Below are 14,569 nucleotides of genomic sequence, written 5' to 3'. Positions count from 1 at the left end.
GGGATCAGTTGCGCCAAACGCTCCGGTCCAAGTTGCGGTATTGAATGGCCTCCGCGACATAGGCTGACCGGATGTCCTCGGCCCCGTCCAGATCGGCGATGGTGCGGGCCACCTTGAGAATGCGGTCGTAGGCCCGGGCCGAAAGGCCGAACCGTTCCATGGCGGTGCGAAGCAAGGTCTGGGACGGTCCATCGAGCAAGCAGTGCTTGCGCATCTGGTTGCTGCTCATCTGGGCATTGCAATGGATGCCCTCCCCTTGGAACCGGGCCTGTTGGAGGGTGCGGGCACGAACGATCCTTTCTCGGATGGCCAAGGAGGGTTCCGCCAGGCTGGTGTCGGAGATCTCCTTCCATTTCAGGGCGGGGACCTCGATATGGAGGTCGATGCGGTCCAGCAGGGGGCCGGAGATGCGTCCCAAGTATTTCTGGATCTGGTGCGGGGTGCAGGTGCACTCGCGGCCCGGGTCGGTGTAATAGCCGCAAGGACAAGGGTTCATCGCGGCGGCCAACATGAATTGGGCGGGGAAGCTCAAGGTCGACTGGACCCGGGAGATCGTCACCATGCCGTCCTCCAAGGGCTGCCGGAGGACCTCCAGCACGTTCTTGTTGAATTCCGGGAACTCGTCCAAAAAGAGGACCCCGTTGTTGGAAAGACTGACCTCGCCGGGCCGGGGCATGGTGCCCCCGCCGATGAGGCCGGCGTCGGAGACGGTGTGATGAGGGGACCGGAAGGGTCGGGTCGCCATGAGGGCCTTTCGCCGTCCCAGGGTGCCCGCGATGGAGTGGATCTTGGTGGTTTGGATGGCCTCTTCCAAGGAGAGGGGCGGGAGGATGGTGGGAAGCCGTTTGGTGAGCATGGTCTTTCCCGAACCCGGCGGACCCACCAAAAGGATGTTGTGGCCCCCCGCGGCCCCGATCTCCAGGGCCCGCTTGGCGTTCTCCTGGCCTTTGACGTCCGCGAAATCGACCTTATAGGCCGAATGGGCCTGGAACTCCGCCTCGATATCTACCTCGATGGGTTTGAGGGTCTTGTGTCCGGCCAGGAACTCGAAGGTTTCCCGCAGGTTCCGGATGGGATAGACGGGGATCTCCCGGACCACTCCGGCTTCCTTGGCGTTCTCAGCCGGGACCAGCAGTCCCCGGACCTTATGGTCCCGGGCCGCCAAGGCGATCGGGAGGGCTCCCCGGATGGGACGGACCTTTCCATCCAAGGAAAGTTCCCCGACCATCCAGAATCCATCCACCTGGTCGGGGGTCAATTTGCCCGAGGCTGTCAGGATCCCCACGGCCATGGGAAGGTCGAAAGAAGGGCCTTCCTTCTTGATATCGGCCGGGGCCAGGTTGACGGTGATCCTTTGGACAGGGAAGGGGAATTGGGAATTGGTGATGGCGCTCTTGACCCGGTCCTTGGACTCCTTGACGGCGGCGTCGGGAAGTCCGACCGTCTGGAAAGTGGGCAGCCCGGGGGCGATATCCACTTCGCATTCGACCGGGTAGGCATCGATGCCCAAAAGGGCGGAACTTTTGATATTGGCGAGCATGGAGACCAGGTTTCGTAGTTTGAATACGCTTGTATACTAGTCGGGAGTTTCGCTATTTATCAACAAATTTGGTTCGGATGGGCTTCCGGGGAAGGGAGGTGCCTTGCCATCCCCCCGTTCCTTGGGTAAACTACCGCCCTTAAAACAAGGGTTTTTCCGCCCTATCCTCTTGAGAAGGGACCCCATGGCCTCCACCACCGAGAAAATGAAGGTGACCGTGCACGAAAAGGACTTCGAGGTAGAATTCCTTGAAAAGCAGGGCAAGGTCTTCGCGAAGTGCCATATCAACAACTTTGGCGAGGTCGTGGTCCCCGATTTCGGCGGTGGTAAGGACCGGGCCCTCCTGAACATCCAGGCCCGCATTGGCAATGTCATGGCCGCCATGCAGTCCGATGAGGCCCGTGAGACCCGTAAAAAGCAGTGGGAAGAGGAGAAGGCCCAGCAACAGTCCCAAGCCCATTCCTGACAGACTGTGCTCCACCCGCAAGGGTTGGGCACTGAGGGGATCCCCCCCTCTTTGAAGCCTCGGATCCCCATCCGAGGCTTTTTTATTTAGAGGCAGTCCTCAGCTATCAGCTAGTAGCCGCAGTTGGAAGAATTTCAAAATAAAAAAGGCCAAACCGCGAGGTTTGGCCTTTTTTTATTCGACGGGAGTCGATGGGATTTTCTTTTAGCTGACGGCTGACAGCTAACAGCTGAAGGCTGTCGTTATTCGATCCAGAAACTGATGACTTCCAGGTTCTTATTGGCTTGGCGGAGGCGGTTGGAAAGGACCTTGATGATGATGTCCATCAATTTCAGGGCCGTATGGGGTTTTTCCTTGCGGAGCTTCTGGTAACCGTCGAGCGAGATCATGAAAAGCTCGCTGTCGGCGGTGGCCTTCACGGCCGCCGAGCGGGGTAGGCCGTCCAGGAGGGCCATTTCCCCGAAGAATTCCCCCGGGTTCAGCACCGCAATGGTGTTCTCCTGGTTCTTGACCTTCTTGACGATCTTGACGGCGCCCGATTTGATCACATACATGCTGTCGCCCTTGGAATCCTCATCAAAGACCAATTCGTCCTTCTTCACAGCCTTCTCTTCCCCTACCGAGCCCATGGCTTCCAGGTCACCGCCATCGAAGCTCTTGAAAGGGGGGTATTTGGAGAGATAGCTGACGTCGGGCATGGAAAGCTCCTTCAAGGTCCGGGAATGTTTTCAATTTTAGGTGGGTTCCCTAAAGACGCAAGGGCAAAAACCACGGGCCTATTTCGGCCCAACGATCATTTTCAGAAGAAACCATGCTTGATGGTGGGTGGGCCCCCGGGGGAAGGAGGGGTCGGCGGGTTGGGCCGGGGGGAAGACGGGGCGATCTGCATGGGGACCGGGGTCGGGGGAGCCGAGGAATCCTCCAACAACTCGTCGTCACCCGCGTGGGAACGGATCACTTCCACGGCTTCCAGGACCTGGGCCTCCTGTTCCACGCTCTGGGTGTCCATTTGGACGATGGCCTCGAGCACTTCCTGTTCGTCCAACACGTAGCCGTCCAGGGCGGAAGCGGGAAGGGGCATATCGGGCGAATAGACCGGTATCGCCGAGTCGTGGGTCTCCTCCGTGTAGGCCGCCGCGGGAGCCGGTTCTTCATCATGAATTTCGACCGGAGTTTCAGCGACAGGTTCGGGGACCGGTTCGGCCATGGGTTCCGGAACGGGCGTGGCCGTGTCAGGGACCGGTGGTGGGGGCACGGGTGTCACGGGCATGGGAGCGGGAGCTTGCATGGCCGAAAAGTCCACCACCGGTTTGGGGGCGGGCGGCGCGGCGGAAGGTGGAACGGGAGCGGGGGGAGGCACGGGGGGAGTGGACGGGGCTGGGGCCGTGGCGGCGGGCGGGGGAACCGCGGGAGGCGCCGCCGGCGCGGCCGCTGCAGAAGCTTGCCCTGAGTTGGCCGCAGGGGCCTGCCCTGAGCTAGTCGAAGGGTTCTTGGCGGCCTTGGCTTTGGCCAGGACCTGCCGCAAATGTTCCTTGGGGTCGGTGAATTTGACACCGCCCGCCGGGGCGGGTGCGGCCGAAGGTGCGGCCGCTTCGACCGGAGCCGGTGCGGCTTCGGAGACCGGGGCATCCTGCTTCTTCAGGTTGAGGGTCTTTTCCAGGTCCTCCAGGCTGATGTTCTTCAGTTTGGAGATGCGGGACTTGGCTTCGTCCACCATGGCGCCGGTCTCATGGATACGGACGAATTTCTCGTACTCGGCCACGGCCTTTTCCGTGATGCCCTTGTTCTCATAGACCTGGCCCAGGATGAAGTGGGCGTTGGCATAGCTGGGCTCCAATTCGATGGCGATGCGGTATTCCTTGATGGCCTGTTTGTAGAGGCGCAACTTGTCGTAGATGAGCCCCACGGTGTTGTGGATCTTGGCGCTTTGGGGATTGAGGGTGATGACCTGGCCGAAGGTCTCCAGGGCCTTTTGGAGGTCGCCCTTTCGTTCATAGGCGAAACCCATGGCCATGTAGGCGGCCTCGAAACGACCGTCCATGCGGACGGCTTCCTGGAAGGATTTGATGGCCTTGTCGTGCAGTTCCTGCTTGGCGTAGAGGGTGCCCATATCGAAGGCGACCTTGGCCTTGTTCTTTCCGGTCTTGGCCGACTCTTCCAGTTTCTTGAGGGCCAATTCCATGTTGCCTGTGGTGTCCTTATCGATGCCGAGGCGGTGGTAGGACTCGGCGTAGGAGGGGTCCAGTTCGACCGCGGTCTGGAAGACCTGCATGGCCTGGGAATATTGCCCGAGTTCGTAATAGACGTTCCCCAAGTTGTTGTAGAAGGCCGCCACCTTGGGATTGCGGGCGATGGCGTCCTCGAAGGTCTTGATGGCCTCCTTGAATTTCTCGGCGCGGGCCAGCATGAGCCCGAGGTTGTTCCAGGCCTCGGGGGAATTGTTGTCGATGGAAATGACCTTGCGGAAAAGCTGGACGGCGTCGTCGCTCTGGCCCATATCGGCGTAGATGAAGGCCTGGGCGGTGTAGGCTTCCTTATAGTTGGGATCGAGTTCGAGGGCTTTTTGGATCTCTTTAAGGGCTTTGGGCGTGTCGCCCTGTTCCGCGAGTTTCTGGGCGGATTGGACCAGTTCCTTTTTCTTCTCGTCCTTGCTGGCGAAGAGACCCATGGGTTTGGCCGTTTAACCTTATCGGATTTGGCGAAGGGGTGAGTGAACGGTCATTGTAGCCCCCGGGTTGGGCAAAAACAATGCGGCTCGGTCGTGGTCCGAAGAGCGGCCGGGCTTAGATCCGGGGGGAATCCCGGTGCCCAATTTCCACCTGGACATTGGGCATGGCGGCCAGGAATGGAGATCATCGAAGAGGGAAGGGTGGCTGGCCGCCGGGCATTCCGCTGGGCATGGAGCTCATTGGGTTCATCATCTGTTTGGGAATTCCACCCTTTTTCGCGAATTTCTTCATCAGGTCGAATTGTTTCAACAGCGTGTTCACTTCGCTGGGATGGGTCCCGCTGCCTTGGGCGATGCGGCGCTTGCGGGAACCGTCCAGCAATTGCGGGAAGAGACGCTCTTTCTCGGTCATGGAGAGGATGATGGCTTCCATGCGCTTGATCTGCTTCTCGTTGGGCGCGCCCTGGGCCATCTGACGCTTTTGGGCCGCGTCCCCGGGGAGCTTGTCGAGGATGTCCTGCATGGACCCCATCTTCCGGAGTTGGCGGATCTGGTCCAAAAGATGGGTCATGTTGAAGTCCCCGCCTTTGGCGGTCTTCTGCTTCTCGAATTGGGCCTGCCGGGCGACCTCCTCGGCCTTCTCGATGAGGGAGAGCATGTCGCCCATCCCCAGGATGCGGGAGGCCATGCGGTCCGGGTGGAAGGGTTCCAGCCCTTCCATCTTTTCACTGACCCCCATGAATTGGATGGGGACCCCGGTGACGGAGGTGATGGAAAGGATGGCTCCGCCCCGCGCGTCGCCATCGGCCTTGGTGAGCACCAGGCCGGTCAGTGGGAGCCGGGCATGGAAGGCGGTGGCCACGTTGACGGCGTTCTGGCCCGTCATGGCGTCCACGACCAGCAGGATGTTCGAGGGTTTGAGTTTTTCCCGGATGCCAGCGATCTCGTCCATCATCGCTTCATCGATCTGGAGGCGCCCTGCGGTGTCGAGGATGAGGATGTTGGCGTCGTTGGCCAGGCAGGTCTTGACCGCCCTTTGGCAGACTTGTAGGGCCGTCTCCTGCCCCTCGGGCGTGAAGCAAGGGACCCCGATCTCCTGGGCGAGCGTGGCCAACTGGTCCACGGCGGCGGGGCGCACCAGGTCGGCGGCCACCAGACCGGGTTTGCGCCCGTCCTTCTTGAGCCAGAGCGCCAGTTTGGCGGCGGTGGTGGTCTTGCCGGTCCCTTGCAGCCCGGCCAACAGGATCAGGGTCGGGGGCGCCGGGGCGAAACGCATCTTGGTGGCGTTCTTGTCCTTGGGGGTCAGCAGGTCGACCAGTTCCTCATTGACGATCTTGATGAGGACCTGACCCGGGGTGAGGCTCAAGGCCACTTCGCGGCCCAGGGCCTTGGCCTTGACCCTTTCCAGGAACAGTTTGGCCGTTTCCAGGTTGACGTCGGCCTCGAGCAGGGCCAAACGGACCTCGTTGAGGGCCTCCTCGATGTTCTGGTCGGTGAGCTTTCCTTGGCCGCGAAGGTCCTTGAAGACCTTCTGTATCTTTTCCGTGAAATTCTCGAACATGGACGACCTCGGGTTCTTTTTGGCCAAAGAGGCTGGGATCCATGGGATGACAGGCAAAAGGCCCACGGGCGGACGATTCTAAGGCCGTTCCCGGCAAAAAAAAAGCCGCCCCGGCGGGACTCCGGGGCGGCGAACGACCAGGTTCAGCGGATAAGGAACTGGGTTCCCAGGATATAGGTCGGGTCCACCTGCTGGACCCCGTTCAGGTTGGTGAGGAAAGGGACCTGGACCTTGGCGTAAAGGGCGGCGTCGCCGGTCACGTTCCAGGAGATCCCGGGGGTTAGGTCGATGACCGTCCCGCCCGTATTGCCGACAGGAACGATATTGCCCCCGTCATCCGCCGTATCCGCGTCGGCGTAACGCCCTTCCACCGCGAGCGAGGCCGCCCAATATTCGGAGAGGTCCAATTGCCCTTGGATGCCGCCCGTGAAAGCATTCCCGAAGGTGTATCGGTAGACCGGGGAATCGGGGTCGGAGGTTGTCGGGGTCGTCCGGACCAGCAGGTTGGCGTTCACGCTCAGGGTGAAGCCCTCCCAGGCCCGGTTGAGCAGAAGGCCGGTGTAGAAGCCGACGGCTCCGGTGCCCAATTGGGAATGGGTGTCCAGGCTGTCCCCGGTGATCAGCGAGGTGAAGTTGGTCCCGCCGGTCGGTAAATAGGTCCCGCCCGAGACCGCCACCCCCAGATGCTGCTTGGTCTTGAAGTCGGTGTCGCTGATGAAGAAATAACGGACACCCAACATCATGTCCCCGAAGCCGAAAGGGGTGCCTTCGTCCGGGCTGGCGTCGCCGGCCGAAAGGGCCCAGTATTTTTCGACCAAGGGCAGAAGGACGGTCAGGCTGAGGTTGTCCGTCGGGCTATAGCTCAAGGTCGTGTTCAAGTTGACCTGGCGGACGGACTCGGTCTGGGTGTCGTCGTCATCGCTCAGGGCGCTGGCCGTCAAATAAGCGCTCTCGAGGGTCAGGCGAAAACTGTTCGCCAGCGGGTGGGCGGTCCCGGCGGAAGCCAGGGGATCACCACAGCCGCAGACCGAACAGGCCTGGGCGACGGGGTGGATGAAAAGGGCCAAGAGGCCCATGAAAATGGAATGACGAAATGACATGATGTCTTCTCCTTTGATCATTGGATTGAAAGGCCGGTTTAAGGGAGAAGACAGGTGTTGGGTGGGGGGGTCAGGACCTCTTGGGCCGTGTCCGGCAGGAAAACGCAGGCGATGGGAAGGCGGGCGGGAACCAACGGAGGAGCGGGGAGGCGAAGGGTCGCCGGGAACCAACGATGTTGATCGAGGATCTCCAGGGAAGAGGAATCCCGGTCCCGGTGACAGCCCATGGGGAAAAGCCCGGGTTCCTTGGACGGGGAAAGGTCCTGGTGCGAATGGGGACGGCAACAGCAGACCGTCCCGCAGGTGCCTTTCATCCCGCAGGTCGCGCAAGAGGCCTTGTGGAAGGACGGGGCCGGTGCCGCGAGCAACAAAGGCTCCGCCAACAGGAAAAGGACCGCCAGGACCGAAAGGAGACGATGAAAGGACATGGACGCTAACCTATTCTTATTCTCTTGGGATTTCAATCCAGGATGGCTAGGTCCTTCGTCCTCTTGGGCATCCCCGGGATGGGTTATGCTGGATGAATAGCTTCGGGCCCCTGAGGGGTTACCGGAAAAGGAATCTTGTGATGGCTTCGCGCAGCAGCGAGGATCGGCCGACGCCGATCCTTTTCGAAAAAGCCTGGTCAGGTGAGCGCCTTTACTTCAAGGGCGACGACTATTTCCGCGATCTCCTGGCGGCCATCGGGCGCGCCCGTCGGTCCATCGAGATCGAGACCTATATTTTCGAGTCCGGGAACTTGGCGGACCGGATCATCCAAGCCCTCAAAAAGGCCCGAAGGCGGGGCGTCCGGGTCCAACTGATGGTGGATGGGGTCGGCTCGCCCGAATTCGCCGGACGTTACGGTCCGGAGCTAAAGGAAGCGGGGATCCCCTTCCGGGTCTATCGCTCCTGGCCGACCTTCTTCTCCTCGATCTTCCAACATTTCGATCCTTGGAAACCGTTCGCTTCGTTGCGTTACGCCTCCGCGCTCTTCAACCGTGGCAAGCACCGTGACCACCGCAAGCAATTCATCCTCGACGGCCAGGAGGTCTGGCTGGGGAGCTTCAATGTTTCCGATTGGCACCTGGAAAAGGTCAAGAAAGACCAAACCTGGAGGGACACGGGTTTGCGCCTTACCGGGGTGACCAGTCCGGTCTTTTCCCTGGCCTTCCAGGTGACCTGGCAGGATCCCTGGCCCCACCGCTTCCGCCGTTCCTTCCGCCGCTTCCTCATCGGTTGGCTGTCCCGGGATCTGCCGGAGACCCCCGTGCGCTTGACGGCCAGCCGAAAGCTCCGCCGCGCCTTCCGCTGGGAACTCCTGGGCCGGATGGAATTGGCGAGCGACCGGATCCGGGTCATGACCCCTTACTTCGTCCCCACGGGCCCGCTCCTGCGGGCTTTGGCCCTGGCGGCCCGCCGGGGATGCAAGGTCGAGCTCCTCTTGCCGGGACATTCGGACGTTCCCATCGTTCGCTGGGCCTCCTGGATCTTCTATCCCGCGTTGCTCAAGGCCGGTTGCCGGATCTTCGAATACCAGGGAAGGGTGCTGCACGCCAAAGGGCTCCAGATCGACGACTGGGTCCTGGTGGGTTCCAGCAACCTGGACCACCGTAGTCTTCGCAAGGACCTGGAAGTGAACGTCATCCTCCAGGAGCGGCATTCCCGGGCGGAATGGCGGGCCCAATGGGCGAAGGACCTCAAGGCTTGCCGGGAAGTGACCCGGAAGGACCTGGAGGCCCGGTCCTTATGGGCCCGGGCCCTTTCGGCGCTCTTCTTCCATTTCCGCTATTGGTTCTGAAAGAAAAGGGTTGTTCCAAGTTCAACGGCAGTAATTCAACTGGGCCGCCATGAGGGTCACGGAACTCGAACCCACGAAGGTCGCCGGGGCCGGACCGAGGGACGAAGGCAAGGCGCTCAAATTCCCCCCCGCATCCCCGAAATAATAAAAGAGGCGTCCGGCGGCCACATGGTAGCCCATGTCGATGGCATTGTTGGTCGGGGCCAAGGCGATCCAATAAGTGGTGCTTGCGGGTAAATAGAGCCTTTGGCCCGAAAGGTCGGTCAGGGCGATCTTGGTGGAGGTGGCGGAGGAGATGGAAAAACCGGCGGTGGAAAGAAGGGACTGGGGTTGGGAAGGCGATCCTCCGTCGTCCGAATAAAGGCCCACGAATCCCGACATGGCGCTGGTGAAGTTCCCGAAATAAAGGGTGACGTCCTTGACCTGGATGTCCGACCCCGAGGGGACGGTGACCGGGCTCAGATAGATCCGCTGGGCGGTGGCGATCAGGTCCGTGGCGAGGTAGGTCGATGGATTGGTGGTATTGTCCCTTACGCTGTCCCCGACCGGGGTGGTGACGGCGCAGGCCGTCGGGGTGGAGGTCGGGGTCGCCGTCGACGTGGGACTGTTCGTCGGGGTGTGGGTCGCCGTGGAGGTGGCCGTCCGGGTCGCGGTCCAAGTGGCGGTCGGGGTCGCGGTGTCGCTGGGGGTCGCCGTCAAGGTCGCCGTCGGGGTGGAGGTCGCGGTCAAGGTGGGGGTGAGGGTCGGGGTGAAAGTGGGAGTGCTTGTCGGGGTCCAAGTGTCGGTCGGCGTCGAGGTCGGAGTGGAAGTGGTGCTTTCTGTGGGGGTCTGGGTCGGTGAATCCGATGGGGTCGGGCTGGGCGTCCTCGAGACCGTTGCGGTGATCGAATTTGTGGGCGTGGAGGTCCGGCTGGGCGTGGAACTGGGCGGGGTCGCGGCCGCCCCTTGCGGGGCCGTGGGGCTATTGTTCCCGCAGGAACAACCGGTATGAACGGCCACGAAGGCCAGGATGGGAAGAAGGAATAGGTGCCGGAGGCGTAACATGGGTCATTATTTTCATTCCGGGTCCCTCCCCGAAGTAAAAAGGGCGTGAAAAAGGGCGAACCCTTTTCCCGAAAATCAATTTTGGGACGGGTCGGCTTTCGGGGAAGAAAGATCCGAAAAGTAGAAAAACAAACTTCATTAAAGCGCTGATATCCGCTATCTTATGCCCTCCTCGACGTCTTCTTACCCATTGATGGGCTTCATGGGGTAGCGGGAGAAGGTCTGACCCGTGGAAATAGCATGAAGCGCTTCCGACCCCCCTATTTCCAACCATTCGAAAATGAAAACGATGCAGGGCTTCGCATTCCATCCCTTTGCGGCCGGACCGCGCTCATCCCTGTTTCCAATAAAGGAAGGTTTATGGAAAGTTTCCAAGAACTGGGATTGCCCGAGTTCCTCGACAAGTCCCTGAGGCAGTTGAATTTCGAGAAGCCCACGCCGGTCCAGGCCGAAGCCATCCCGTCGGGACTCCAGGGAAAGGACGTCATCGCCTCCGCCCAGACGGGCACCGGAAAGACCGCCGCCTTCGGCATCCCGCTGTTGGTGTTCCTCCACAAGAACCCACAGAAGAACGCCCTCATCCTCACCCCGACCCGGGAACTGGCCATGCAGGTGGCCGGCGTCCTCCAGAAGCTGGCGGGGGGAGAACCCCTGGGGACCATCGCCCTCTTGATCGGGGGGGCCAACATGAACGCCCAATTCAACGCCCTCACCCGTAAACCCCGTTTGGTCATCGGCACCCCGGGACGAATCATCGACCATCTGAACCGAGGGTCCCTGGACCTCCATCACACCGGGTTCCTGGTGCTGGACGAGGCGGACCGCATGCTCGACATGGGTTTCGCTCCCCAGTTGGCCGAGATCCGTAAAAAGCTCACGGGCGAGCGCCAGACCCTGCTCTTTTCGGCCACCATCCCCGACGACATCCGGAAGGTGGCGGCGGAATACCTGAAGGACCCCGTGCGGGTCACCATCGGGTCCTCCACCCAGCCCGTGCCCAAGATCGCCCAGAAGGTCCTTTACACCACCGAGGCCAAGAAGCCCGAGGCCCTCTCCCAAGAATTGAAGGAACGGCAAGGTTCCGTGCTGGTCTTCCTGCGCACCCAGCGCCGGGTGGACCGGGTGACCCATAAGCTCAAGGAACAGGGCATCAAGGTCGGCAAGATCCATGGAGGCCGCACCCAGTCCCAGCGCAAGCAGGCCATCGAGCAGTTCAGCGACGGAAAATCCCTTGTCCTGGTGGCCACCGATATCGCGGCCCGGGGATTGGACATCCACCACATCGCCCACGTCATCAATTACGACCTGCCCCGCAACCCCGAGGATTACATCCACCGGGTCGGCCGCACCGCCCGCGCCGGCGCCGAGGGCGAGTCCCTTTGTTTCCTGACGTCCGAGGATAAAGAACTTTGGGGCAGGATCACCCGGCTGATGGGTGTGGCGCCGGCTTCCATTCCGGTCAAACCCTCGCCTTTCGGGTTCGAACAGCCCCGGGAACAGGCCCCGGCCCAGCCTCCCCGGCACGGACATCCGGGCCAGGCCCGTTCGGGCCAAGGCCGTCACCCATCACGTCCCCAGTCCGGACACCGGGCCCCCGGAGGACATTCGTCCCATGGGCGTCCCTCGACGGGCGGGCACTCGCCCGAACCGGGCAACCAGGCCCGTCCGCGCCACGACCACCCGGGCCAGCGCCACTTCGACCGCAATGGCCGTCCGGCCCAAGGCAGGCCCCAGAATTTCGGGGGGCGCCCCCAAGGCAATGGCCAGAACCGCTCCGGGCACCAGGACCACCGCCATCACCCGGGCCAGGGCCGTCCGGGCGGTCAGCGTTTTCAGGACCGTCCGAACAACCGTCCTTTCCAGGGGCAGCCCCGCGAGCAGCGGGAGGAGCAGGCACCATTCCGGGAGGACGAGGAACGGCAACCTTTGTCCAACGCCTCGCGCGATTGGACGCAAAAAGAGAACTTTTTCCAAAAACTGGGCCGGAAATTCCTTGGAAGCGGGGGACCGAACGATCATCGTCCCGCCCAGCATCAGAACCATTCCCAGGGCAAGAAGGAACATTTTTGGCAGGATGACAGTTGGGGCCAGCGCAGGGGCGGCCGGGGGCAGGGAGGCGACCGGCGCGATGACCGAGGGAGCCATGGCCATTTCGGACAGGGCCAAGGCCAGAACCGGCATCGCTCTTCCGACCACCGCCAGGGTGGCCACCGTTCCGGGGGCACGCGTCCCGAGGGGAATGGGAACCAGCGTCATGGGAACTTCCAAGGCGGGCACCGCCGGCCCTCGGGGGACTTCCACCGGGACCAGCGTTAGAGAGCGGTCGTGGATCCCCGGAAAGGCTTTTTCCGGGGGGATCGTCAGTCCCTGGACCGGCGAAGGGTGTTCTTGTCCCGGTGTTCGAAGACCTTGGGTTGTCCCTTGATCTGGATCCGTGTCACCTGCTCATAGGTGAAGGAATCCTCGTCGTGGAAATCGACCTTGATCTCGTATCCCAGGGTCTGGAATTCTTTGTCCAGGAAGGGGTTCGAACAGATCCCGAAGGTCTTGGACCCTAATTCGGCCTTCAAGGTGATGGTCTTGTCATCGGGCCCGGCCTGGCCACCGGCCAGCGCGGCGAACCCCCGGGGGATGGTCAGGGATTGCAGGACCTGCTTGGTCTTGGGGTCCCAGTGCCAGTAGCCGACCTGGTCGTGGAAAGGGAACTCCTCCCCGTGTCGGAAGACGATCTGGTGGTAACGGACCGTGTGCAGGGTCTGCTCGTGGTTCACCGCCGGGAGGATGTGGGTGAAGATGATCATCTCCCGGTATTTGTTGTTCTCGGTGCCCCGGTCGTCGGAAGGGGCGACGTCATCCCCCGTGGATCCCTCGAAGGTCCCCACCAGGCGGCGTAGGGGTCCCAGGTCCTGGATGTTCGGTTCGGTCATGATGCCCTCCTTAAATTTGACGGGAATAGGTTAACGGGACGGACGGTGTAAAAACCAGACCGGCGTCATAAAAGGCCCGAAGGTTTTAGGGGGTCCGGATGGCCTTGAAAGGAGTCCGGTCGGTGGCCGTCACGGTTTGATAGACCGCCATCAGGTCCTTGTACTGCTTTCCCAACTCAACGGTCCGGTCCTTGATCCCCATGGAGCGCTCATAGCTCAGGGCCCCGAATTGGACCCGGCTTTCGGCCGAGAACTCGGCGGTGGGGTTGGTGATGGCCACGTTCTTGGGCAGGTCCTGGACCTTGTAATGGGGCGGTAGTTCCAAAATGGCGTCGGTCTCCGAGTTGAAGTTCTGGGGGACCAGGACGGGAGTGCGGCGATTGTCCAAAAGGGGCGCGAAGAAATCCTCCACATCTTCGAAGACGACGGGGTAGAAGGTCATGCTGGCGTCCTGCCCCATCTTGGCGTAATGGGGGACCTGGAACTGGAAATGGATCTCCAGGGGCTTGGAAAGGTCCAGGTAATCCCCGAATCGGTATTGGGTCAGGACCACCCCGGGAAAGCGCCGGTCCAGGCCCCGGGTCACGATCTCGCGTCTTTTCGCGTCGGTCGTGGCGCGGAAGAACTGGCGCAAGGCCAGTTCCGAGGACCCGAAGGACCGGACGTCCACCGTGCAATCCAGGTCGCCCTTGGCGTTGAGGACCATCTTGACGTCCCGGTGGCGGCGGTGGTCCTTGACGCCGAAGGGCGGCGTCCTCTTCCAATTGAGGGGGGTCAGGACCGAAAGGGCGTTGCGGTCGAGCGCGCCCAAGGGCAACACCCCGGGTGCCGCCAGGGGTTCGGTGGGGTCCACCCAGAGGGTGTCCTTGCCCGACGGCACCGCCACCAGGACCCCGTCCATTTGGGAGAGGGCGGGCAGGTCCCCCAACATCTCGCCGCTTCCGGCCTGACGGTAGAGATAGACCTGGGAGTTGAACTTGAGGGTGCGCAGGGCCAGGGCCAGGAGCACGGCCATGTCGTGGGAGGTGCCCTTTCCGCTGTCGATGATCTCGCTCACCGGGCGGTCCGGGTCGAGATAGACGGGGAGCCCGGTGTCCACCCAGGAGACCTTCCGTTCAATGGTCCTTTTCACGTCGGCCACCCGGTCCGCCAGGGCCATGGAGGTGTCCCCTCCCGCCTCGCCGATCAATTCCAAGACCTGGGTCTTGTCCCCGTCGAGGAAGGCCTTGATGCGGCGGCGATAGGGCATCATCGCCTCCTCCCAGCTTTTGTTCAGGGTGAAGGCGGTCAGGGGCACCAGGTCCTGCAGATTGGGCTGGAAGCTCTCGGAGGGGACCGGGTCGATGGGGCCCAGTGAGAAGTGGACGGTCTTTTCCTTGCCCCGCTCCACCTTCGGGTCGTCCACCACCATTTGGGAGGGGATCCTTTGGCGCGAACCGAAGAGCTCCAGGTTCGGGGGGATGGTCATGGAAAGCTCCCGGCC

Annotated in this window: 12 protein-coding genes; 3 read left to right on the top strand and 9 right to left on the bottom strand. The window is 61.8% G+C overall.

Translation table 11 applies throughout. The features are described 5' to 3' along the window. Positions 1 to 4 precede the first annotated feature (4 nt). A complete protein-coding gene (locus VHE12_12410; GenBank protein HVZ81583.1) occupies positions 5 to 1,540 on the bottom strand; it encodes a YifB family Mg chelatase-like AAA ATPase in 1,536 nt (511 codons plus the stop codon). A 184-nt stretch (positions 1,541 to 1,724) separates the two neighbouring features. Between VHE12_12410 and VHE12_12405 the strand changes: the two genes are divergently transcribed. Next, entirely contained in the window at positions 1,725 to 2,006 is a 282-nt protein-coding gene (locus VHE12_12405) for a hypothetical protein (protein HVZ81582.1), read from the top strand. 242 nt (positions 2,007 to 2,248) lie between these two features. On the opposite strand, the gene VHE12_12400 is transcribed toward VHE12_12405, so the two are convergent. The 5 genes from VHE12_12400 to VHE12_12380 all read right to left on the bottom strand — a co-directional run bounded on the left by VHE12_12400 (position 2,249) and on the right by VHE12_12380 (position 7,763). Further along, positions 2,249 to 2,704, bottom strand: a complete 456-nt coding sequence (locus VHE12_12400; protein ID HVZ81581.1) for a cyclic nucleotide-binding domain-containing protein — start codon at positions 2,702 to 2,704, stop codon at positions 2,249 to 2,251. 101 nt (positions 2,705 to 2,805) lie between these two features. Then, a complete protein-coding gene (locus VHE12_12395) occupies positions 2,806 to 4,674 on the bottom strand; it encodes a tetratricopeptide repeat protein (GenBank protein HVZ81580.1) in 1,869 nt (622 codons plus the stop codon). A 184-nt stretch (positions 4,675 to 4,858) separates the two neighbouring features. Then, entirely contained in the window at positions 4,859 to 6,235 is a 1,377-nt protein-coding gene (gene ffh / locus VHE12_12390) for a signal recognition particle protein (GenBank protein HVZ81579.1), read from the bottom strand. A 143-nt stretch (positions 6,236 to 6,378) separates the two neighbouring features. Beyond that, complete coding sequence (locus VHE12_12385; GenBank protein ID HVZ81578.1) at positions 6,379 to 7,335, bottom strand: hypothetical protein; 957 nt, start codon at positions 7,333 to 7,335, stop codon at positions 6,379 to 6,381. A gap of 38 nt (positions 7,336 to 7,373) precedes the next feature. Beyond that, complete coding sequence (locus tag VHE12_12380; GenBank protein ID HVZ81577.1) at positions 7,374 to 7,763, bottom strand: hypothetical protein; 390 nt, start codon at positions 7,761 to 7,763, stop codon at positions 7,374 to 7,376. 140 nt (positions 7,764 to 7,903) lie between these two features. On the opposite strand from VHE12_12380, the gene VHE12_12375 reads away from it, so the two are divergent. Next, entirely contained in the window at positions 7,904 to 9,115 is a 1,212-nt protein-coding gene (locus VHE12_12375) for a phosphatidylserine/phosphatidylglycerophosphate/cardiolipin synthase family protein (GenBank protein ID HVZ81576.1), read from the top strand. Between the two features lie 21 nt (positions 9,116 to 9,136). Here VHE12_12375 and VHE12_12370 read toward each other — a convergent pair whose 3' ends face one another. Further along, the gene (locus tag VHE12_12370; GenBank protein HVZ81575.1) at positions 9,137 to 10,159 is read right to left on the bottom strand and encodes a choice-of-anchor R domain-containing protein; all 1,023 of its coding nucleotides are present in this window, start codon (positions 10,157 to 10,159) and stop codon (positions 9,137 to 9,139) included. A gap of 360 nt (positions 10,160 to 10,519) precedes the next feature. Between VHE12_12370 and VHE12_12365 the strand changes: the two genes are divergently transcribed. Next, positions 10,520 to 12,475, top strand: coding sequence for a DEAD/DEAH box helicase (locus VHE12_12365; protein HVZ81574.1), 1,956 nt, complete (start codon positions 10,520 to 10,522; stop codon positions 12,473 to 12,475). 44 nt (positions 12,476 to 12,519) lie between these two features. Here VHE12_12365 and VHE12_12360 read toward each other — a convergent pair whose 3' ends face one another. After that, complete coding sequence (locus VHE12_12360; protein ID HVZ81573.1) at positions 12,520 to 13,086, bottom strand: heme-binding beta-barrel domain-containing protein; 567 nt, start codon at positions 13,084 to 13,086, stop codon at positions 12,520 to 12,522. An 85-nt stretch (positions 13,087 to 13,171) separates the two neighbouring features. Then, on the bottom strand, positions 13,172 to 14,569 hold a 1,398-nt coding region (locus VHE12_12355), incomplete at its 5' end, for a hypothetical protein (GenBank protein HVZ81572.1).

The organism is bacterium (assembly GCA_035549195.1).
In the GTDB taxonomy this organism is placed as follows: domain Bacteria; phylum Oederibacteriota; class Muellerivitia; order Muellerivitales; family Muellerivitaceae; genus DASZRK01.
This window is presented reverse-complemented; position numbering and strand designations above follow the sequence as displayed.

Bases quoted from the DNA above. Each gene is read 5' to 3' on its own strand.
- VHE12_12410 (HVZ81583.1), bottom strand. From the start codon at position 1,540: ATGCTCGCCAATATCAAAAGTTCCGCCCTTTTGGGCATCGATGCCTAC.
- VHE12_12405 (HVZ81582.1), top strand. From the start codon at position 1,725: ATGGCCTCCACCACCGAGAAAATGAAGGTGACCGTGCACGAAAAGGAC.
- VHE12_12400 (HVZ81581.1), bottom strand. From the start codon at position 2,704: ATGCCCGACGTCAGCTATCTCTCCAAATACCCCCCTTTCAAGAGCTTC.
- VHE12_12395 (HVZ81580.1), bottom strand. From the start codon at position 4,674: ATGGGTCTCTTCGCCAGCAAGGACGAGAAGAAAAAGGAACTGGTCCAA.
- ffh (HVZ81579.1), bottom strand. From the start codon at position 6,235: ATGTTCGAGAATTTCACGGAAAAGATACAGAAGGTCTTCAAGGACCTT.
- VHE12_12385 (HVZ81578.1), bottom strand. From the start codon at position 7,335: ATGTCATTTCGTCATTCCATTTTCATGGGCCTCTTGGCCCTTTTCATC.
- VHE12_12380 (HVZ81577.1), bottom strand. From the start codon at position 7,763: ATGTCCTTTCATCGTCTCCTTTCGGTCCTGGCGGTCCTTTTCCTGTTG.
- VHE12_12375 (HVZ81576.1), top strand. From the start codon at position 7,904: ATGGCTTCGCGCAGCAGCGAGGATCGGCCGACGCCGATCCTTTTCGAA.
- VHE12_12370 (HVZ81575.1), bottom strand. From the start codon at position 10,159: ATGTTACGCCTCCGGCACCTATTCCTTCTTCCCATCCTGGCCTTCGTG.
- VHE12_12365 (HVZ81574.1), top strand. From the start codon at position 10,520: ATGGAAAGTTTCCAAGAACTGGGATTGCCCGAGTTCCTCGACAAGTCC.
- VHE12_12360 (HVZ81573.1), bottom strand. From the start codon at position 13,086: ATGACCGAACCGAACATCCAGGACCTGGGACCCCTACGCCGCCTGGTG.